The 20,801-nt window shown below is 69.7% G+C and carries 16 protein-coding genes and 1 pseudogene; 2 read left to right on the top strand and 15 right to left on the bottom strand.

From position 1 onward, the window contains the following. Positions 1 to 271 precede the first annotated feature (271 nt). The 3 genes from SGFS_RS14670 to SGFS_RS14660 form a co-directional block, all read right to left on the bottom strand. On the bottom strand, positions 272 to 2,542 hold the full coding sequence (locus SGFS_RS14670; protein ID WP_286250522.1) for a protein kinase domain-containing protein: 2,271 nt from the start codon (positions 2,540 to 2,542) through the stop codon (positions 272 to 274). Positions 2,543 to 2,914: 372 nt separating this feature from the next. Continuing rightward, positions 2,915 to 3,406 (bottom strand): NUDIX domain-containing protein, encoded by a 492-nt coding sequence (locus tag SGFS_RS14665; RefSeq protein ID WP_286250520.1) that lies wholly within the window; start codon positions 3,404 to 3,406, stop codon positions 2,915 to 2,917. Between the two features lie 61 nt (positions 3,407 to 3,467). After that, the gene (locus SGFS_RS14660; protein ID WP_286250518.1) at positions 3,468 to 4,565 is read right to left on the bottom strand and encodes an ADP-ribosylglycohydrolase family protein; all 1,098 of its coding nucleotides are present in this window, start codon (positions 4,563 to 4,565) and stop codon (positions 3,468 to 3,470) included. A 260-nt stretch (positions 4,566 to 4,825) separates the two neighbouring features. Here SGFS_RS14660 and SGFS_RS14655 point away from each other — a divergent pair, with 260 nt between their 5' ends. After that, positions 4,826 to 5,944: a glycerate kinase gene (locus tag SGFS_RS14655; RefSeq protein WP_286250516.1), complete on the top strand. Its 1,119-nt coding sequence runs from the start codon at positions 4,826 to 4,828 to the stop codon at positions 5,942 to 5,944. Positions 5,945 to 6,193: 249 nt separating this feature from the next. Here the strand turns inward: SGFS_RS14655 and pssA are convergent, their stop codons facing one another. From pssA to SGFS_RS14610, 9 genes are all read right to left on the bottom strand, one after another. Then, positions 6,194 to 7,051: a CDP-diacylglycerol--serine O-phosphatidyltransferase gene (gene pssA / locus SGFS_RS14650; RefSeq protein ID WP_286250514.1), complete on the bottom strand. Its 858-nt coding sequence runs from the start codon at positions 7,049 to 7,051 to the stop codon at positions 6,194 to 6,196. Continuing rightward, a complete protein-coding gene (locus SGFS_RS14645) occupies positions 7,038 to 7,685 on the bottom strand; it encodes a phosphatidylserine decarboxylase (protein WP_286250513.1) in 648 nt (215 codons plus the stop codon). The genes pssA and SGFS_RS14645 overlap by 14 nt, the downstream gene beginning before the upstream one ends. 179 nt (positions 7,686 to 7,864) lie before the next feature. Next, on the bottom strand, positions 7,865 to 9,070 hold the full coding sequence (locus SGFS_RS14640) for an acyl-CoA dehydrogenase family protein (RefSeq protein ID WP_286250512.1): 1,206 nt from the start codon (positions 9,068 to 9,070) through the stop codon (positions 7,865 to 7,867). Between the two features lie 2 nt (positions 9,071 to 9,072). Next, positions 9,073 to 9,585, bottom strand: coding sequence for a MaoC family dehydratase (locus SGFS_RS14635; protein ID WP_286250511.1), 513 nt, complete (start codon positions 9,583 to 9,585; stop codon positions 9,073 to 9,075). A gap of 5 nt (positions 9,586 to 9,590) precedes the next feature. Beyond that, positions 9,591 to 10,550, bottom strand: a complete 960-nt coding sequence (locus tag SGFS_RS14630) for an HpcH/HpaI aldolase/citrate lyase family protein (protein ID WP_286250510.1) — start codon at positions 10,548 to 10,550, stop codon at positions 9,591 to 9,593. Continuing rightward, complete coding sequence (locus SGFS_RS14625) at positions 10,547 to 12,574, bottom strand: protein meaA (RefSeq protein WP_286250509.1); 2,028 nt, start codon at positions 12,572 to 12,574, stop codon at positions 10,547 to 10,549. Before SGFS_RS14625 ends, SGFS_RS14630 begins: the two co-directional genes overlap by 4 nt. An 8-nt stretch (positions 12,575 to 12,582) precedes the next feature. Next, positions 12,583 to 13,920 carry a crotonyl-CoA carboxylase/reductase gene (gene ccrA / locus SGFS_RS14620; RefSeq protein ID WP_286250508.1) on the bottom strand — a complete coding sequence of 446 codons (1,338 nt, stop codon included), beginning with the start codon at positions 13,918 to 13,920 and terminating at the stop codon, positions 12,583 to 12,585. Between the two features lie 437 nt (positions 13,921 to 14,357). Continuing rightward, complete coding sequence (locus tag SGFS_RS14615) at positions 14,358 to 15,167, bottom strand: TetR family transcriptional regulator (protein WP_286250507.1); 810 nt, start codon at positions 15,165 to 15,167, stop codon at positions 14,358 to 14,360. A 136-nt stretch (positions 15,168 to 15,303) separates the two neighbouring features. Beyond that, complete coding sequence (locus SGFS_RS14610; protein WP_286250506.1) at positions 15,304 to 17,103, bottom strand: 3-hydroxyacyl-CoA dehydrogenase family protein; 1,800 nt, start codon at positions 17,101 to 17,103, stop codon at positions 15,304 to 15,306. Between the two features lie 416 nt (positions 17,104 to 17,519). On the opposite strand from SGFS_RS14610, the gene SGFS_RS14605 reads away from it, so the two are divergent. Then, positions 17,520 to 18,098, top strand: coding sequence for an adenylosuccinate lyase (locus SGFS_RS14605; RefSeq protein WP_286250505.1), 579 nt, complete (start codon positions 17,520 to 17,522; stop codon positions 18,096 to 18,098). Between the two features lie 97 nt (positions 18,099 to 18,195). Here the strand turns inward: SGFS_RS14605 and SGFS_RS14600 are convergent, their stop codons facing one another. The 3 genes and pseudogenes from SGFS_RS14600 to SGFS_RS14590 form a co-directional block, all read right to left on the bottom strand. Further along, positions 18,196 to 18,729, bottom strand: coding sequence for a GNAT family N-acetyltransferase (locus tag SGFS_RS14600; protein ID WP_286250504.1), 534 nt, complete (start codon positions 18,727 to 18,729; stop codon positions 18,196 to 18,198). Between the two features lie 14 nt (positions 18,730 to 18,743). Continuing rightward, a pseudogene (locus SGFS_RS14595) lies at positions 18,744 to 18,947 on the bottom strand (Rid family hydrolase); the annotation flags it as partial. A 248-nt stretch (positions 18,948 to 19,195) separates the two neighbouring features. Continuing rightward, complete coding sequence (locus SGFS_RS14590; RefSeq protein ID WP_286250502.1) at positions 19,196 to 20,788, bottom strand: alpha/beta hydrolase; 1,593 nt, start codon at positions 20,786 to 20,788, stop codon at positions 19,196 to 19,198. Positions 20,789 to 20,801: the final 13 nt, after the last annotated feature.

The raw sequence follows: 20,801 nt of genomic DNA, 5'->3' as shown, positions 1-20,801 counted from the left end.
CGCCGCGTTCGCCGACGCGGCTGCCGCCAGGCGTCCCGGTCCGAGAGCCGGGGCGCCGGGGCACCGCACGCCTTCTACCCCCAGCGCCACGACACCCGCGGCGGTGTCACCCCACCACCGCCTGCACCGGCACCGACCGGACCCGGCGTCCGCTACTCCGCCACCTACGCCTTCCACAAGCCCGCCGAGCAAGGCGGTCGAGTCGACGCGGTGAAGGGCGACGCGGTGAGGGGCGGGGCGGTGAGGGGCCGGCCGGTGAGGGGCCGGGCGGTCAGGAGGGCGCCAGCCCGTACGTGCGGTCGTAGTGCTGGGCCACCAGGAAGCCGTTGTCGTCGCAGGCGAGCTGCCAGTCGTTGACGCCGGTCTCGCGGCCGTCGGTGAAGTTCCACAGCAGTTCGCCCCGGGCGGCGTCGATCGCGTAGAAACCGTTCTTGTTCCTGTAGGCGGGGACGTAGACCGTCTCGGGGCCCGCGGTGACCGGCTGGTCGACATTGAGGCGTGGCGTCGGGCAGAACCAGCGCCGGGCGCCGGTGGCGGCGTTGAAGGCGTACACCCCGGAGGGGTTCGTGCCGGTGACGTACACCGTGGCCCCGGCGACGCCGAGCGAGCCGAACTGGCCTCGGTCGGGCCGCACCCGCCAGCGCCGCTTGCCGGTGGAGAGGTCCAGGGCCTCCAGTTCGCGGCCGATGGTGAACACGGTCCGGTCGAGAACGGCCAGCCCGGGCCGGAGGTCGTAACCGACCGGGTGTTTCCACTGGATCCCGGAGGTCTCCGTGTTCCGGGCCGTCACATTGCGCAGGCCGTCGGCGTAGATGAAGTAGCCCGGGATGACGACCGGATGCAGCGGGACACCGACGTCCTCGGGGCTGATGGGGATGATGTCGGCCCGGCGGGTCGGGAGATCGACGCCGAAGATCGTCTCCGTGGACGTCGCGACCCCCTGCTCGGCGCTCTCGCGCCGGAACCTCAGACCGATGACGGAGAGGGCAGTGTCGTTGTAGCCGCCGAACAGGGTCTCGAACCGGAACTCAGGCCCGAAGTCGAGGGTGAAACGTTCCGTCCCGTCGGCGGGGTCGATTCCGATCACCGTCGAGCCCTCGCCCAGCGCGACGGCGGCGCCGAAGATCAGCAGGGCGGGGGTGGGCGACTGACTGATGCCTTTGTAGACCCATCTGGGGCGGGTGCCGTCCTTGAGGTCGAGGCAGATCATGCCGCCCGGGCGGCTCTTCAACAGGGCCGTCCCGTCGTTGAACACGGCCGGGGCCTGGAGCAGCGGATCGCCTCGGTGCGTCCAGACCGGCTTGGGCGGACTGCCCAGCGGCTCGGCGGTCCCCCCGCTCATGTTCTTGCCCCGGGTGAGCAGCACACCGGTGCCGACCGAGGCGGCGGCACCCGCCGACACGGCGAGGATCGCGCGCCGGGACAGACCGCGCCGGGGGGAGAGGGCACGCCGGTGCCCCGGGGAGGTGGACCGGGCCGGCGCCGGTTCCCCCGAGGGGGCATACGGCTCCGGGCCGGGCGGCTGGGCCTCGCGGCGGGCCTCGTCGCCCTGGCCGTAGGCGCCGGAGGCGGGGGAGTGGCACGCCGGGGCCGGGTCCGCCGTGGAGGCCGCCCGGTCCTGGTCGTAGCCGTAGCGGTAGTCGTAGAGGCTCGGGATCGGGGCCTCCGCGGTGGCGGGGGCCGTGCCCGGAGCGAGTGTCGCGGTGTCGAGAGCCGTCACCGCCGCCGTACGACGGGCGATCGAGGTGGCTATGGGCGCGGGCAGCCAGTCGTCCCCGATCAGCTGCTCCACACCGCCCGGCGCACAGGCCGCCGCCAGCTTGTCCGGGGTGATCCGAAGCCGCGGGTCCTTGGTGAGACAGAGGCTGATGATCTTGTCCAGCGGGTCGGGGACGCCCGTGAGGTCCGGCGCGTTGTGCACGACCTGGTAGAGGAGGGTGGCCGCCGAGTTGCCGCTGAACGGGGAGTGTCCCGACACGGCGAACGTGAGCACCGAGCCCAGGGAGAAGACGTCCCCCTCGGGCCCCAGAGGCTCGCCCGTGGCCTGCTCGGGACACATGTACTCGAAGGAGCCGAACAGGGCCCCGGAGCGTGTGAGGTCGTAGCCGTCGCTCGCGCGGACGATGCCGAAGTCGATGACGCGCGGCCCGTCGGCGGCCAGCAGCACATTGGACGGCTTGAGGTCACGGTGGACGAGGCCGGCGGCCTGCACCGAGATCAGCGCCTCCGCGATCCCGGCGCCCAGGACGAGCACCGACTCCACCGGGAGCGGCCCGTGCGCGGCGACCGCCTCGGCCAGTGTGGGGCCCGGTATGTAGGCCGTGGCGAGCCAGGGCGTGTCGGCGTCCGGGTCGGCGTCCACCACCGGCGCCGTGTACCTGCCGCCGACCGCGCCCGAGGCCTCCACCTCACGACGGAAACGGATGCGGAAGTTCTTGTCGCCCATCAGCTCGGGGCGGATGGCCTTGACCGCGACGGTCTGCCCGTCCGGGGACGTGGCCAGGTAGACCCGGCCCATGCCCCCCGCGCCGAGCCGTGCCACAAGACGGTAGGGACCTAGTTCCCGGGGATCGTCTGAGCCCAGTGGTTCCATGACCTCAGCTGCCTGTTCTGGGTGTTGACGGGCGAGAAGCGGCCCGCAGTGGGGGGAGAGGGAGGCCGGCTTGTCCGGGCGGCTCCCGGCGACCGCTTCCGAGGCGCGGAAGGCGGCACCGCCCGGACAGGGTCTGAAGTTCACCCTAGAGGCTGGATTGACAGACGGGGAGCGATTTCAGCCAGCGTTTTAAAGTTCTATTAACGTGAATCGCGCACTCTTCTCACTTTCCGCACAAGCGAGTTGACGATATGTCAGCTGACTCCTGTAACCGTTCGTACGACCGTTATAGCGGTCCGGCCCTGGTGAGCGGCGGTCGGCTCAGCCCACCCGGTGGCCGTTCTCCAACTCCACCGTCCCCGTTCCGTCGGCCAGCGCGTCGAGCGCGGCGAGCACGCGACGGCCGAGCGGGCCCGGGAGATATCCGGCCAGTCCGTCCCGCGGGACGAGCCGCCACGACAGGAGTTCCTCCTCCTGGAGCCGGATCCGCATCAGGTCGTCCTCGCCGAGCACCCCGCCGTCGTAGACGTACGCCACGAGCGGCTGCCGCCCGGGCCACTGCACCCAGTCCACGGCGAGCAGCCGCCCGAGCTCCACGTCCAGCCCGATCTCCTCGGCCGTCTCGCGCCGCGCGCCCTGCCTCGGCGTCTCCCCGTCGTCGGACTCGATCGTGCCGCCCGGCAGCGCCCAGCCCTCGCGGTAGTTGGGCTCGACGAGCAGGACCCGGCCCTCGGCGTCCCGGAAGATCGCGGCGGCACCGGCCAGCACACGGGGCAGGCTCGCGAGGTACGTGGCGAAGTCTTGAGTGGTCATCCGGAAAGCGTAATCAGCGGCGACCACGCCGGTCGTCACCCACAAGGCTCCACCCGCGCACTCAGCCGCCCTGGACCCCGGCCTCCGCCAAGCGCACCGTCCGCTCGGCGAGTGCGCTGATCCGCGCCCCGTCGAAGCCGAACACGGCGCTCCGTACGGTGTCCTCCAGCGGCCGCGTCCACTGCGGCGGGATCGCGGACGCCCCGCACAGCACCCCCGCCACCGAACCGGCGGTCGCGCCGTTCGAGTCGGTGTCCAGGCCTCCCCGGACGGTCAGCGCGATGGTGCGGGTGAAGTCGCCGTCGCCGTAGAGGAGCCCGGCGGTGAGTACGGCGGCGTTCGGGACCGTGTGGATCCAGCCCAGCCCGGAGGTCTCCTCGCTCACGGTGGTGAGCGTGTCCTCCCAGCTCATCCGGGTGCCGTGGAGGGACATGACCCGGCGCACGGTACGAGCGAGCCGGCTGCTCGCCGGGATCACGGCCAGCGCCTCCTCCAGGGCGTCCCGCGCACCCGTTCCGGTGAACGCCGCCGCGATCAGGGCCGCGGCCCACATAGCCCCGTACACACCGTTGCCGGTGTGCGACAGGACGGCGTCGCGACGGGCCAGCGAGGCGGCGCGGCGGGGCAGTCCCGGGGAGGTCCAGCCGTGGATGTCGGCGCGGATGAGGGCACCGATCCACTCCTGGTACGGGTTGTCGTACGTGGCGGTCAGGGGCGGTTTCAGACCGTTGGCGAGATTGCGATAGGCGGCCCGCTCCGCCGTGAACGTCTGCAGATACGGCAGCCGCAGCAGCCACAGATCGCCGACCTGCTCGGTGCTGAAGCCGAAGCCGTGGGTCTCCAGGAGGTCGAGGCCCAGGATCGCGTAGTCGACGTCGTCGTCCCGGCAGCTGCCGTGGACACGCCCGCGCACGCACTGGCGCCACTCGGGGCGCAGGGCGAGGGCGTCGGCCTCGTCGACGGGCTCCGGGAGGTAGTCGGTGAGGGGCAGGGCGTCCGCCCGCCGCAGATAGCGGTCGATGCGCTCCCGCGTCCAGCGGTCGCCCTGCTCGACCGGTTTGCCGAGCATGTTGCCCGCGATCCGGCCGAGCCAGCCCCCGAGCACGCGGTCGGCGAGTTCGGTGCCCAGAGCGGCGAGTTCGGTGCCCACAGGGATCATGGCTGAAGGTTTACCCAATTCCGGCCACGGACGCGCGTCGGTCGGCGGAGCCACGATTTCCATCCGGTCTAGGAAGCGCTTTCTGTTCGACGGGTGATACGCACCGTTCCTGGGCATGACGGATGCGTCCGGGTCCGGTTAGGGTCGCAGCGGCGCGACTGCCTTGACATGTGCAAGGCCCGATGAGCGAGGGGAATGCAAAGGTGGCGGACGCTGCTGTGGACGGAACGGTTACGGGAAACCTCAGGGGGACCCCGCGGGTGCTGATCGCCGCGGACAAGTTCAAGGGATCGCTGACGGCCGTCCAGGTCGCCGAACGGGTGACGGCGGGGCTGCGCCGCGTGCTGCCCGCTCTCGAGGTCGAGGCGCTGCCGGTGGCCGACGGAGGCGACGGCACGGTGGCCGCGGCGGTCGCGGCCGGCTTCGAACGACGTGAGGTACGAGTCGCCGGGCCGCTCGGCGAGCCCGTGACGGCGGCGTACGCCCTGCGCGGCGACACGGCCGTGGTGGAGATGGCCGAGGCCAGTGGGTTGCAGCGACTGCCCGCCGGGGTCTTCGCCCCGCTCACGGCGTCGACGTACGGCTCCGGGGAGCTGCTGCGTGCCGCGCTGGACGCGGGTGCGCGGACGATCGTGTTCGGCGTGGGCGGCAGCGCGACGACCGACGGCGGCGCCGGCATGCTCGCCGCGCTCGGCGCCCGCTTCCTGGACGCCTTCGGCGAGCCGGTGGGGCCCGGCGGCGGAGGTCTGCGCGACCTGGTGACGGCGGACCTGTCGGCCCTCGACGCACGTCTCGCGTCCATCGACTTCGTTCTGGCGAGCGACGTAGACAACCCGCTGACCGGCCCCAAGGGCGCCCCCGCCGTGTACGGCCCGCAGAAGGGAGCGAGTGCGGAGGACGTCACGACCCTCGACACGGCGCTCGCGCACTTCGCCACCGTCCTGGAGAAGGTGGTGGGGGCCCGTGCGGCCGAGCACGCGCTCGCTCCCGGCGCCGGGGCCGCGGGCGGCATCGGCTACGGCGCCCTGATCCTCGGCGCGCGCTTCCGCCCCGGCATCGAGGTGATGCTCGACGTCCTGGGCTTCGCCACGGCCCTGGAGAAGGCGACCCTGGTGATCACCGGCGAGGGCTCACTGGACGAACAGACCCTGCACGGCAAGGCCCCTGCGGGCGTCGCCGCGGCGGCCCGGGCGGCGGACAAGGAGGTCGTCGCGGTGTGCGGACGCCTCGCCCTGCCACCGAAGGCCCTGGGAAGGGCCGGCATCCGCCGGGTGTACCCCCTGACCGATCAGGAGCCGGACGTGGCGAGGTGCATCGCGGAGGCGGGCCCGATCCTGGAGGACGTGGCGGAACGGATCGCACGGGACTTCCTGACCTGAGCATCCTCAGGCCCCGACCGGCTGAGCCGTCCCTGTCTCTTGGTCTGTCTCTTGGTCTTTCGACTCTCACCCATGGACCGACCGGGTCGGCCGTGGGTGGGCACAGGCCGGGGGTCTGCGGGCTGAGGCCCCCGGGAAGGCCCGCAGCGACGCCGAGCACGCACACACAGCGAAAGGCGCACGCACCCAAAGCGTAGGGCCCCGAACCAAACCTGGTCCGGGGCCCTACGCCGCGCCATCAGCGGAGCGTCACGGCAACTGCGCCGCCCGCGCCTCACGCCGGTTGCCGCGGAAGTTGTTCACCCGCCGCGCCGTGGCGAAGAGGGGGATCACCGCGCCCATCACGAGCTGCAGCGCGCAGCCCGTCTGGAGGAGGAGCTGACCGCCGGGGGCGTCGAAGGCCCAGGCCGCCAGCAGACCCATCGAGAGGACGATCCAGGAGAGCATCGCTCCCGCGAGGGGCCCTCGCGGCTTCGGGTACTCGACCCGGCTCACCATCAGCCACGCCGTACCGAGGATCGCAAGGAGGGTCGCCACGAAAGGCAGCTCAAGCAGCACGATCGAGACGACGGTCAGCGCGCCGAACGGCGACGGCATGCCCTGGAACGTGCCGTCCTTCACCGTCACGCACGAGAATCTCGCGAGCCTCAGCACCACCGCCAGCAGCACCACGATGGCCCCCAGTGCCGCCATCCGCTGGTGAGCGTCGTCCGCGACCATGCCGTAGACGAGGACGAAGTACGCGGGAGCCAGGCCGAAGCTGATGAGGTCGGAGAGGTTGTCCAGCTCCGCGCCCATCGGCGAGGAGCGCAGCTTGCGCGCCACCAGGCCGTCGAACAGGTCGAAGATCGCCGCGCACAGCATCAGGATCACGGCCGTGGCCGCGCTGTGCCGGGCCATGCCCGACTCCTGGCTGCCGGTGAGGTGCGGGATCAGGATGCCCGTGGTGGTGAAGTACACCGCCATGAAGCCGCACGTGGCGTTGCCGAGGGTGAGGGTGTCCGCTATCGACAGACGCAGTGACAGCGGCATCTCCTCCGCGTCGTCGTCCGCCTCGTCGGCCTCCGGCACCCAGCCGGTCTGTGTATCAGGATCAATCACGGTCAATGCGAGTCACCCCAGCCACGGTCTTCTGCCCCACCTCGACGTCGACCTCGACACCCTCCGGGAGGTAGATGTCGACGCGCGAGCCGAAGCGGATCAGGCCGATCCGGTCACCCTGCTCGACCTTGGTGCCCTCAGGGATGTACGGAACGATGCGGCGAGCCACGGCGCCGGCGATCTGGATCATCTCGATGTCACCGAGTTCGGTGTCGAAGTGCCAGACGACGCGCTCGTTGTTCTCGCTCTCCTTGTTGAACGCCGGGACGAACCCACCGGGGATGTGCTCCACCGACGTGACCGTACCGGAGAGCGGCGCGCGGTTCACGTGGACGTTCAGCGGGCTCATGAAGATCGCGACGCGAGTGCGGCCGTCCTTCCACGGCATGATGCTCTGCACCACACCGTCGGCGGGCGAGATGACTCGGCCCTGGGCGATCTCACGCTCGGGGTCGCGGAAGAACCACAGCATGCCGGCCGCGAGCGCGGTGGCGGGTACGGCCACGGCCCGGGCGGCGCCGGAGCGGCGCGAACGGGCGAGGCTGAGGGCTGCGGTGGCGACGGTCGGGAGAAGCCACGGCGATGCTCCGCGCGCGAGGCGGACCCGGCCGCGAGGTGCAGAGGTTTGGCTGTGGGGCATGGATGACCTTCGTAGCGGACGATGCCGCGCGGTGACTGGGGACGGCGGCTTTCCGGGATCGTACCGGTCGCGGGCCACAACTGGGCAAGCCAGGAAGCCGAGTCGACGGCCGAAGAGTGCTGACGGGGTGTGATCTTCTTCTCGAAGAAAACACCCCAAACCAGACATTCAACCCTGGGCTAGCCCTGGAATCGATACTCTTCGAGCAGTCGGCGACCGATGATCATTTTCTGGATTTCGGCGGTACCTTCGCCGATCAGCAGCATCGGCGCCTCGCGGTAGAGGCGCTCGATCTCGTACTCCTTGGAGAAGCCGTAACCGCCGTGGATCCGGAAGGCGTCCTCGACGACTTCTTTGCAGTATTCGGAGGCGAGGTACTTCGCCATTCCTGCTTCGAGGTCGTTTCGTTCTCCGGAGTCCTTTTTGCGTGCTGCGTTCACCATCATTGCATGAGCGGCCTCGACCTTGGTGGCCATCTCGGCCAGCTTGAACTGGATCGCCTGGTGCTGGGCGATCTGCTTGCCGAAAGTGTGCCGCTGCTGGGCGTACTGGACGCCGAGTTCGAATGCACGCTGTGCGACACCGCAGCCACGGGCCGCCACATTCACGCGTCCAACCTCGACACCGTCCATCATTTGGTAAAACCCTCGGCCGGTGGTGCCGCCGAGTACACGATTGGCCGGAATGCGTAGTCCGTCCATGATGAGTTCGGTCGTGTCTACGCCCTTGTAACCCATCTTGTCAATCTTCCCGGGAATGGTGAGTCCGGGCAGGACCTCTCCGAATCCGGGCTCCTTCTCGATCAAGAAGGTCGTCATCGACTTGTGCGGAGCGGTCCCCTCCGGGTGTCCTTCCTCACTTCGGACGAGTACGGCGACGAGCGTTGACGTCCCGCCGTTCGTGAGCCACATCTTCTGACCGTTCAGGACGTACTCGTCGCCGTCCTTGACCGCCTTCGATGTGATCGCCGACACATCGGAGCCGAGCCCCGGCTCCGACATCGAGAAGGCGCCCCGGACGTCACCGGCCGCCATCCTCGGCAGGAAGTGGTTCTTCTGCTCCTCGGTGCCGTGCTGCTTGAGCATGTACGCCACGATGAAGTGCGTGTTGATGATCCCGGACACCGACATCCAGCCCCGGGCGATCTCCTCCACGCACAGCGCGTACGTGAGCAGGGACTCGCCCAGACCGCCGTACTCCTCGGGGATCATCAGACCGAAGAGCCCCAGCTCCTTCAGACCGTCGACGATCTGCTGCGGGTACTCGTCGCGGTGCTCCAGCTCCGTCGCGACCGGGATGATCTCCTTGTCCACGAAGTCGCGGACCGTCGACAGGATCTCCTGCTGGACGTCGGTCAGTCCGTGGGTCTGGGCGAGTCGCGCCATGGCTACTTCTCCTGCTCCTTGAGCTGGGGGCGGCCGGGCTGCTCGCCGCCGCGCTCCTTGATGTACGTCTCGGTCGGCACCATCACCTTGCGGCGGAACACGCACACCAGCGTGCCGTCCTGCTTGTAGCCCTTGGTCTCCACGTACACGATCCCGCGGTCGTTCTTCGACTTCGACGGCCACTTGTCGAGCACGGTCGTCTCGCCGTAGATCGTGTCGCCGTGGAAGGTCGGCGCCACGTGCTTCAGCGACTCGATCTCCAGGTTGGCGATGGCCTTGCCCGAGATGTCCGGGACGGACATGCCGAGCAGCAGCGAGTAGATGTAGTTCCCCACGACGACGTTCTTGCCGAAGTCGGTCGTCTTCTCCGCGTAGTTGGTGTCCATGTGGAGCGGGTGGTGGTTCATGGTGAGGAGACAGAAGAGGTGGTCGTCGTACTCCGTGACCGTCTTCCCGGGCCAGTGCTTGTAGACCGCCCCGACCTCGAACTCCTCGTAGGTGCGTCCGAACTGCATCGCGCTCAGGCCTCCGGGATCTCGAACTTCGACGTGCGCTGCATGCCGGCGGCGCGTCCCTTGCCGGAGATGACCAGGGCCATCTTGCGGCTGGCCTCGTCGATCATCTCGTCGCCGAGCATCGCCGAGCCCTTCCTGCCGCCCGCCTCGGACGTGTAGTAGTCGTACGCGTCCAGGATCAGCTCGGCGTGGTCGTAGTCCTCCTGGGAGGGCGAGAAGATCTCGTTGGACGCCTCGACCTGGCCCGGGTGCAGCACCCACTTGCCGTCGAAGCCGAGCGCGGCGGCACGCTGCGCGACCTCGCGATAGCCGTCGATGTTGCGGATCTGCAGGTAGGGGCCGTCGATCGCCTGGAGGTTGTTGGCACGGGCGGCCATCAGGATCTTCATCAGGATGTAGTGGTAGGCGTCCGCCGGGTAGCCGGGCGGCTGCTCGCCCACGACCAGCGACTTCATGTTGATCGACGCCATGAAGTCGGCCGGTCCGAAGATGATCGTCTCGACGCGCTGGGACGCCGTCGCGATCTCGTTGACGTTGTTCAGACCCTGCGCGTTCTCGATCTGCGCCTCGATGCCGATCTTGCCGACCTCGAAGCCCATCGTCTTCTCGATCTGGGTCAGCAGGAGGTCGAGGGCGACGACCTGCTGCGCGGTCTGCACCTTCGGCAGCATGATGCAGTCGAGGTTCTGGCCGGCTCCCTCGACCACCGTCACGACGTCGCGGTACGTCCACTCGGTCGTCCAGTCGTTGACGCGCACGACCCGCGTCTTGCCCGTCCAGTCGCCCTCGTTGAGGAACTTGACGATGGTGTGCCGCGCCTCGGGCTTGGCGAGCGGCGCGCACGCGTCCTCCAGGTCGAGGAAGACCTGGTCCGCCGGGAGGCCCTGCGCCTTCTCCAGGAAGCGGGGGTTGCTTCCCGGTACCGCGAGACACGAGCGGCGGGGACGCAGACGGTTGACGGTCATGCGGGGACCTCCAGGGGGTCGAGCTTGTTCGCTTTGCGGATCTCGTCGACGATACGGCCGATGATCCCGGTGATGTCGAAGTCCTTCGGGGTGAAGACCGCGGCCACTCCGGCGGCCCTGAGCTGCTCGGCGTCGCCGTTCGGGATGATCCCGCCGGCGATCACCGGGATGTCGTGCGCACCGGCCTCCCGCAGCCGCTCCAGCACGTCCGGCACGAGCTGCGCGTGCGAGCCGGAGAGGATGGACAGCCCGACCGCGTGCACGTCCTCCGCCAGGGCCGCGTCCACGATCTGCTCGGGGGTCAGCCGGATGCCCTGGTAGACCACCTCGAACCCGGCGTCACGGGCCCGCACGGCGATCTGCTCGGCCCCGTTGGAGTGCCCGTCCAGGCCCGGCTTGCCGACCAGGAAGCGCAGCTTGCCGACGTTCAGGTCCTTCGCCGTCAGCTCCACCTTGCGGCGCACCCCGCTCAGGGCCGAGCCTTCCTCGACGGGGACCGCCACCGGCGCCGACGAGACCCCGGTCGGCGCCCGGAACTCCCCGAACACCTCGCGCAGGGCCCCTGCCCACTCGCCGGTCGTGACCCCGGCGCGGGCGCACTCCAGGGTGGCCTCCATGAGGTTGTCGGTGCCCTTGGCGGCCTCCTTCAGCCGCTCCAGCGCCTTGCACGGGCGCGGGTGGTTGAAGGGCGGCTGGTAGCGGGTGTCGCGCCAGTTCCGCAGCGACGCGATCACCCGGGCCTCGACCGCCGGGTCGACCGTCTGGATCGCCGCGTCCAGGTCGGCGGTCAGCGGGTTCGGCTCGGTCGACTCGAAGATGTTGACGCCGACGATCTTCTCCTGCCCGGACTCGATCCGCCCCCGGCGCTCGGCGTGCGAGGAGACGAGCTGCGACTTCAGGTAGCCCGACTCGACGGCGGCCATCGCGCCGCCCATCTCCTGGATCCGGTCGATCTCGGTGAGCGACTCCTCGACCAGCTTCGCGACCTTCGCCTCGATGACGTGCGAACCCTCGAAGATGTCCTCGTACTCCAGCAGATCGCTCTCGTGTGCCAGCACCTGCTGGATGCGCAGCGACCACTGCTGGTCCCACGGCCGGGGAAGACCGAGGGCCTCGTTCCAGGCCGGCAGCTGCACGGCACGCGCGCGGGCGTCCTTGGAGAGGGTCACGGCCAGCATCTCCAGCACGATCCGCTGGACGTTGTTCTCCGGCTGCGCCTCGGTCAGCCCGAGGGAGTTGACCTGCACGCCGTAGCGGAAGCGGCGCTGCTTGGCGTTCTCGATGCCGTACCGCTCGCGCGTGACCTTGTCCCAGATGCGGCCGAACGCCCGCATCTTGCACATCTCCTCGATGAAGCGGACGCCCGCGTTCACGAAGAAGGAGATACGGGCGACGACGTCACCGAACTTCTCGGCGGGCACCTGACCGCTGTCGCGGACGGCGTCCAGGACGGCGATCGCCGTGGACATCGCGTACGCGATCTCCTGCACCGGCGTGGCCCCGGCCTCCTGCAGGTGGTAGCTGCAGATGTTGATCGGGTTCCACTTCGGGATGTGGGAGACCGTGTACGCGATCATGTCCGTCGTCAGGCGCAGACTCGGCACCGGCGGGAACACATGCGTGCCGCGGGACAGGTACTCCTTGACGATGTCGTTCTGGGTCGTCCCCTGGAGCTGCGTGATGTCCACGCCCTGCTCCTCAGCGACGACCTGGTAGAGCGCCAGCAGCCACATGGCGGTGGCGTTGATGGTCATCGAGGTGTTCATCTGCTCCAGGGGGATGTCCTGGAACAGCCTGCGCATGTCACCGAGGTGCGCGACCGGCACGCCGACCCTGCCGACCTCGCCGCGGGCGAGGATGTGGTCGGAGTCGTAGCCGGTCTGCGTCGGCAGGTCGAACGCCACCGACAGACCGGTCTGGCCCTTGGCGAGGTTACGCCGGTACAGCTCGTTGGACGCCTCGGCCGTGGAGTGACCTGCGTACGTGCGCATGAGCCACGGCCGGTCCTTCTGACGCTCAGTCATCTGTGACCTCAGATGTTGCGGAAGCGGTTGATGGCGTCGATGTGCTGCGCGCGCTTCTCGTGGTCGCGCACGCCCAGCCCTTCCTCGGGGGCCAGCGCGAGCACGCCGACCTTGCCCTGATGGAGGTTGCGGTGCACGTCGTACGCGGCCTGCCCGGTCTCCTCCAGGGAGTAGACCTTGGAGAGCGTCGGGTGGATCTTGCCCTTCGCGATCAGCCGGTTGGCCTCCCAGGCCTCGCGGTAGTTGGCGAAGTGCGAGCCGATGATCCGCTTCAGGGACATCCACAGGTAGCGGTTGTCGTACTCGTGGTTGTAGCCCGAGGTCGAGGCGCAGGTGACGATCGTGCCGCCCTTGCGCGTGACGTAGACGGAGGCGCCGAAGGTCTCGCGGCCCGGGTGCTCGAAGACGATGTCGACGTCCTCGCCGTCGGTCAGCTCACGGATGCGCTTGCCGAAGCGCTTCCACTCCCTGGGGTCCTGGTTGTGCTCGTCCTTCCAGAACTTGTAGTCCTCGGCGTTGCGGTCGATGATCGCCTCGGCGCCCATCGCCCGGCAGATGTCCGCCTTCTGGTCGCTGGAGACGACACAGATCGGGTTGGCGCCACCGGCCAGCGCGAACTGCGTGGCGTAGCTGCCGAGTCCGCCGCTCGCGCCCCAGATCAGGACGTTGTCGCCCTGCTTCATGCCGGCGCCGTTGCGGGAGACCAGCTGGCGGTACGCGGTCGAGTTGACCAGGCCCGGAGCGGCGGCCTCCTCCCAGCTGAGGTGGTCCGGCTTCGGCATCAGCTGGTTGGACTTGACGAGGGCGATCTCGGCGAGACCGCCGAAGTTCGTCTCGAAGCCCCAGATCCGCTGCTCGGGGTCGAGCATCGTGTCGTTGTGGCCGTCGGACGACTCCAGCTCGACGGAGAGGCAGTGCGCGACGACCTCGTCACCGGGCTTCCAGGCGTTGACGCCCGGGCCGGTGCGCAGGACGACGCCCGCGAGGTCGGAGCCGATGACGTGGTACGGCAGGTCGTGGCGCTTGGTCAGCTCGCTGAGCCGGCCGTAGCGCTCCAGGAAGCCGAAGGTCGACAGCGGCTCGAAGATCGAGGTCCACACGGAGTTGTAGTTGACCGAGGAGGCCATGACAGCCACCAGGGCCTCGCCCGGGCCGAGCTCCGGCAGGGGCACCTCGTCGAGGTGCAGCGACTTGCGGGGGTCCTTGTCGCGGGTCTCGAGGCCCGCGAACATCTCGGTCTCGTCCTTGTGCACGGTGATCGCGCGGTAGGACTCGGGGAGCGGCAGAGCGGCGAAGTCGGCGGACGTGGACTCCGGCGACTGGATCGCGTCCAGGATTTCCTTCACGGTGGTGCCTCCGGCGACGAGCGTCCTGAGGGAAGACGCTGCTGAGGGTTACGTCGGGTGCTGCTGAGCTGGTTGTGGAACTGCCGTCGGTTCGGCGGAGGGATGCTGTTGTGGCGGCGCTTTGTGGCGCGGAAGGGTGCCTGTGACGCAGGCGTCCGGGCGCGCAGTCCATCGGGCTGCGGGGACAGTCGGCATACGGAAGGTTTCTGTACGCCGACCGCTCGGACTACTTCAACGTATGGCACGCCGTGTCACCCCGCAAGGCACCGAGTGCCAGAAAGTTCGCTCAGGTGAAATCTTTACGTAACAACTGAGCGATGATCGATCAGCGTGGCGGGCAAAGGGGGCCTGACATGCCAAAACGGCCACCCGCCGGGGTGGCCGTTCTCACAGCTACTGATGAGTAGATCGCGGTTTCAGCGGTCCCGCTGAGGGTCTCAGCGGTTTTGCAGCGCCTCTTCGATGGTCCGCATGACCTCGTCGAGGGGGGCGTCCGTGCGGGCGACCGTGACCAGGACCTCGCCGTGGGTGGAGGCCGTCGCGGCGGCCGGCTGCGGGGCCGTGGTGCGGCCCGCGCCGATGCCGGTGCCGAAGGTCCTGCGGACGATCGCGAAGGCGTGGTCGAGCTGGGCCTCCACGTCGCCCTGGGCACCGGACCTGAGCCAGCGCCGCAGCACGTGGTTGTGCGCGGTGACGACCGCCGAGGCGGCGACCTCCGCGAGCAGCGGGTCGTCGCCCACGTCGTCGTGGTGGGCGTGCTCGTCGAAGTGGCCCAGCAGATAGCGGGTGAAGAGGCGTTCGTAGCGGGCCACGGAGGCGATCTCTGCCTCCCGCAGGGTCGGCACCTCACGGGTCAGCTTGTAGCGGGCGACCGAGATCTCCGGCCGGGCCGCGTACATCTTCATGACTTCCTTGATGCCGCGGCACACCGTGTCGAGCGGGTGCTCGTGCGCGGGGGCCGCGTTGAGGACCGCCTCGGCGCGGATCAGGGTGTCGTCGTGGTCCGGGAAGATCGCCTCTTCCTTGGAGCGGAAGTGGCGGAAGAAGGTGCGGCGGGCGACGCCGGCCGCCGCCGCGATCTCGTCGACGGTGGTTGCCTCGTACCCCTTCGTCGAGAACAGCTCCATGGCCGCGGCCGCCAGTTCCCGGCGCATCTTGAGTCGTTGGGCGGCGGCGCGACTGCTCGCGGCACTCTCCGGCGCGTCGGGCGTAGCTGCTGTACGTGAGGACTTGGCGGGCTGGGACATGCCCCGAACGTACTGCATCTGCGCAGGAGAATGCGCATGTCCACCGATCCCCCCGCCCGTCAGGGGCGGGGGGTCTGCGGCGGGTTTGAGCAGTCCGCCCCACTCCGTGCCGGTGGGGAACCAGTCGCCCGGACGCTCAGCGCTTGGCATATTCGCGGAAGCCACGGCCCGTCTTGCGGCCGAGGCAGCCCGCGGCCACCAGGTGCTCCAGCAGCGGCGCCGGGGCCAGCCCCGGGTCGCGGAACTCGCGGTGCAGAACCTTCTCGATGGCCAGCGAGACGTCCAGGCCGACCACGTCCAGCAGTTCGAACGGACCCATCGGGTAGCCGCCGCCGAGCCTCATCGCCGCGTCGATGTCGTCCAGCGACGCGTAGTGCTCCTCGACCATCTTGATCGCGTTGTTCAGGTACGGGAACAACAGCGCGTTCACGATGAAACCGGCCCGGTCGCCGCAGTCCACCGGGTGCTTGCGGATGGTGGCGCACAGCTCGCGGACGGTGGCGTGGACGTCGTCCGCGGTCAGGACCGTACGGACCACCTCGACCAGCTTCATCGCCGGGGCCGGGTTGAAGAAGTGCATGCCGATCACGTCCTGCGGGCGCGAGGTGGCGCGGGCACAGGCGACGACGGGCAGCGAGGAGGTGGTGGTGGCGAGGATCGCGCCCGGCTTGCAGACCTTGTCGAAGGTGGCGAACAGCTGCCGCTTGACCTCCAGTTCCTCGGCCACGGCCTCCAGCGCCAGATCGACGTCCGCGAACGCGTCGTACGAGCCCGTCGGGGTGATCCGGTCCAGCGCCTGGGCCGCCACCTCGGCGGTCATCCGGCCCTTGTCGACCGAGCGGGCCAGCGACTTGCCGATGCGGGCCTTCGCGGCCTGCGCCTTCTCCTCGCTGCGCGCGGCCAGGACCACGTCGTAGCCGGCCTTGGCGAAGACCTCGGCGATCCCGGACGCCATGGTCCCGGAACCCGCGACCCCGACCGACCGGATCGTACGGCCCTGCCCCTGGGCGCCTGCCTCCAGCGGGGTCAGCGCGTCCCGCACGACGGTCGCCGAGCCCGGGGCCTCATACGTGTAGAAACCGCGCCCCGACTTGCGGCCGGTCAGGCCGGCCTCGCTGAGCTGCTTGAGGACGGGCGCGGGGGCGTGCAGCCGGTCGCGGGACTCGGCGTACATGGCCTCCAGGACCGTACGCGCGGTGTCGACGCCGATCAGGTCCAGCAGCGCCAGCGGGCCCATCGGCAGACCGCAGCCGAGCTTCATCGCCGCGTCGATGTCCTCGCGGGAGGCGTACCGGGCCTCGTACATCGCGGCGGCCTGGTTGAGGTAGCCGAACAGCAGTCCGTCGGCGACGAATCCGGGCCGGTCGCCGACCGCGACGGGCTCCTTGCCCAGGTCGAGCGCGAGATCGGTGACGGCGGCGACGGCCTGGGGCGAGGTCAGCACGGACGAGACGACCTCGACCAGCTTCATCGCCGGAGCCGGGTTGAAGAAGTGCAGCCCGAGGACGCGCTCGGGACGCGCCGAGTCGGCGGCCAGACGCGTGACCGACAGGGCGTTCGTGCCGGTGGCGAGGACGGTCTCCGGGCGGACGACCCTGTCCAGCTCACGGAAGACCTGCTGCTTGATCTCGTACGACTCCGGGACCACCTCGATCACCAGGTCGGCGTCGGCCGCGGCCTGGAGGTCGGTGAAGGTGCGGAAGCGGGACAGGACGTCACCGCGCTCCTGCTCGGTGATCCGGCCGCGGGCCACGGCCCGCTCGGTGGAGGCTTCCAGTGTGGCGACGGCGCGGGCGGCGGCCGCCTCACTGATGTCGATGCCGATGACCTCACGGCCGGCCCGGGCGAGGACCTCGGCGATGCCGGTGCCCATGGTGCCGAGGCCGACCACGGCAATGGTCTTCAGCGGGGAGACGGGGGACAGGGGAGTGGCCATCGCGGGACTCCAGGAATGAGGGGTGACGACTGAGGGAGGAGCGCCTCGAGTACGCCGAAGGGCGCGGCGGGCGCGTGGAGTTGCGGGTGCGGGTGTGGTGATGCGGCGGGGCTGCGAGCGCACACGCCCCGGTGCCGTCCGTGCCGTCGGGGCGCGCACACGCCCATGGCACGGTTTCACGGTTGATCCGACCGGCCCTGTCCCGGAGCCGGGTCGTACTGCGGTCCTTCGGCACTGAGTGCCGAAAGTATCCGAACCGACCAGCACTCACGACGGCTGCGTCACCAGGCCGTCGCAAGCAAGTACGCGAGTGGGTAACTCGCTCGATTGAGCTTAACCGGTGGGTAACGAGCGCGCCAGCCCTCGTGTTTGTGATGTACGTCCCCGAAGTGACACCGGGCCCCTACGCTCGAACCATGGACGAAGAGTTGCGAACGCTCACGGAGCGTGTGCGGGCCGAGGTGGAGGTCGGAGCGGCCGGTTACGAGCGGCTGTTGGCCTCGGACAGCGTCGACGAGCTGGCGGCCGTGCTGACGGAGCCCGGACAGCCGCTGTGGGCGCGGGAGTTGGCCGCCTTCCGGCTCGGTGTCGCAGGGGACCGCCGGGCCTTCGAGTCGCTCGTCCTGCTGCTCAACCACCGCGACCCACCGCGCTGCGCCTCCGCCGCGTACGCCCTGGCCCGCCTCGGTGACCCGCGCACGGCCCGCGCGGCGGCCGCCCTCGCCACCAACGAACTGCGCGTCGCCTACGCCCTGCACCCCGTACGACTGCTCGTCGAACTCCGCGCCCCCGAGTCCGTACCCGCGCTGATCACCACCCTGGAGCGACGCCTCAGACCCCACGACCCGTACCGCCGGGTCGCCCTCGCCTGTGTGGAGGGGCTCGGCGCGCTGGGGGACACCCGCGCCCGGACCGTACTGAACGAGTGCCTGGCCCATCCGAACCTCGCGGAGGCGGCGGTGCACGCGCTGGCCCGCATCCCCGGGCAACGCTAGCGCTCCGCCGGGAACGCGGTGGCGGAGCTGCGGGCCGGCGGGGGCTGGTCGCGCCCACGCGGCGGAGCCGCATGTCCGGACGCGGTCCCGCGCCCCGTTACGGGGCGTCTCGATCCCCCAGCCGCAAGACGTACCGCACCTCGGGCACCGCCACCCCGTCCACCTCGAACGGCTCCTCGGCGCCGTCCGGAACGAAGCCGTGGCGCTCGTAGAAACGCCGTGCCCGGACGTTCTCCTTGAGCACCCACAGGAACGCGCGCCCGTGTCCGGCGGCCGTGCACCGCCCGAGCGACTCCCGAAGCAGCGCGGTGCCCACCCCGCTGCCGAGGTGGCCCGGGCGTACATAGATCGTGTACAGCTCGGCGTCCGCCGTGCGGACCTCGCCGTCACGGTAGGGGCCGTGGGCCGCCCATCCGACGACCTCCCCGGCCTGCTCGGCGACAATGTTCACCACCGGGTTGCCGGCCTTCGTCAGCATGGTGCGCCGTAACTCGGTGTCCTCGTCGACGTCCAGCGCGTCGAGGTACGACCGGGGGATCAGGCCCGTGTACGCGGCCCGCCAGCCGCCGATGCGGATCTCGGCGACGGCACGGCAGTCGGCGAGCGTCATGTCCCGGACACGCGGGCCCATCAGGCGCCCTTGCGCGCGGCGACCGGGCAGCGCCGCAGGTTCTCGAAGACCTGGCGGGTCCGGGCCGCCGGGTCGCCCTCGCCGACCGGCCTGCCGTCCTCGTCCGGAGCGAGCTGACCCGAGACGGCCGCGAAGCGGCCGGTGCCCATGACAAGGTGCGCGTCCTGGGTGGTGGGGGCGACGCCGTCGGGGGCGGAAATTCTCGTCAGTTCACTCATGGGTCCATCGTGGACCGTGGGTCTGACAACGCCCCCGACGGGCTGTCACTTCACGTTCACCTCACCTGGCTCTAGGGCGTGTTTTGAAAGTCCCGTCTGCCCCGCGACGCCTGGCACGGCACCTCGCCGCCTTGTCGGGGTCGTCCGCGTACGCCCAGTACGCGGACGACCCTCCGCCTTGCGACGCACCGCACCAGACGCCGCGGGTCCCGCCCTCCGGGCGGACGACGCTACTTTCGAAACACGCCCTAGCCGCGGAAGCCGAGCAGGCCGTGCAGGGTCGAACCCCGCGAGGAGGTGCCGGCCACCTGCGCCGCCGCCGGCTTCGGGTCGGCCGTCTTCTCGCAGACCGCGTCGACCTCGCCGGTGCCGCGCGGCACCTTGCCGCTGCTCAGATACGTGGACAGGTGCTTGTCCAGGCAGGCGTTGCCGCTGAGCGTGATGCCGTGGTTCCCGCCGCCCTGCTCGACTACCAGGCTGGAGCCGCGCAGCAGGTGGTGGGTGATGACGCCGCCCTCGTACGGGGTGGCCGCGTCGTCCGTGGCCTGGAAGATCAGGACCGGCGGCACCTTGGTGTTGGAGACGTCCACGGGGTTCAGCGACTTGGTGGGCCAGAAGGCGCACGGCGCGTTGTACCAGGCGTTGTTCCAGGCCATGAAGGGGGCCTTCTTGTACACCGCCCAGTTGTCGTTGCGCCACTGGTTCCAGTTACGCGGCCAGGACGCGTCCCGGCACTGCACGGCGGCGTAGACGCTGTAGCCGTTGTCGCCCCCGGCGTCGATGGCGGCGAAGTTCTTGTACGCCGCGACCAGCGGCTTGACGTCCTTCTTGTTCACATAGGTCGAGAACGCCTCGGCGAGGGTGGGCCAGTAGCCGTTGTAGTAGCCGCCCGGGATGAAGGTGTCCTCCAGCTCCGAGGCGCCCACCAGGCCCCCGGCGGGCTTCTTGGCCAGCGCGGACCGCATCGCGTACCACTTGGCCTCGATCTTCTCCGGATCGGTGCCGAGCTTGTACGTCTTGTCGTACTTGGCGATCCAGGCCATCAGCGCCCGCTGGCGGTCGTTGAAGGCGTAGTCCTGCTGGATGTTGTCCTCGTACCAGACGCCCGTCGGGTCGACGACCGAGTCCAGCACCGCGCGCCGTACGCGGTTCGGGAACAGCTTCGCGTACACGGCGCCCAGGTAGGTGCCGTACGAGTACCCGAAGTAGTTGATCTTCTTGGCGCCGAGCGACTTGCGGATCAGGTCCATGTCCTTCACGGCGCTGATCGTGTCGATGTACGGCAGCACGTCGCCGTGCTTCTTGGCGCAGGCGTCGGCGAAGGCCTTCGCGCGCTTGAGGTTGGCCTTCTCGATCTTGTCGGTGCTCGGCACGGAGTCGGGGCGCACCGGCTTGAAGTGGCCCGGCTTGCAGTCGAGCGCGGGCTTGCTGGCGCCGACGCCGCGCGGGTCGAAGCCGATGACGTCGTACTGCGCCGCCACCTTCTTCGGCAGCGACGACGCCACGAACCCGGCGAGCGTGAGACCGCTGCCGCCCGGGCCGCCCGGGTTGACCAGCAGGGGCCCCTGGTACGTCTTCGCGGTGTGCTTGACCCGGGACAGGGCCAGCGTGATCTTGCGGCCGTTCGGCTTGGAGTGGTTCAGCGGCACCTTCAGCGACGCGCACTGGAGCGTCGGGAAGTCGTCGTTGCCGCACTTCTTCCACGCGAGCTTCGCCACGGAGGCGGCTGAAACCGTGCGGGGCGCGGACGCGGAGCCGGCGCTCGCGTCGGCAGGTACCGCGGTGACCATTCCGGCCACCACGGCGGCTGCACCGCACAGAGCAGCTGCGCGTTTCTTCATCGTCAGGGCTCCC

Source organism: Streptomyces graminofaciens, from assembly GCF_030294945.1.
GTDB lineage: Bacteria > Actinomycetota > Actinomycetes > Streptomycetales > Streptomycetaceae > Streptomyces > Streptomyces graminofaciens.
This window is presented reverse-complemented; position numbering and strand designations above follow the sequence as displayed.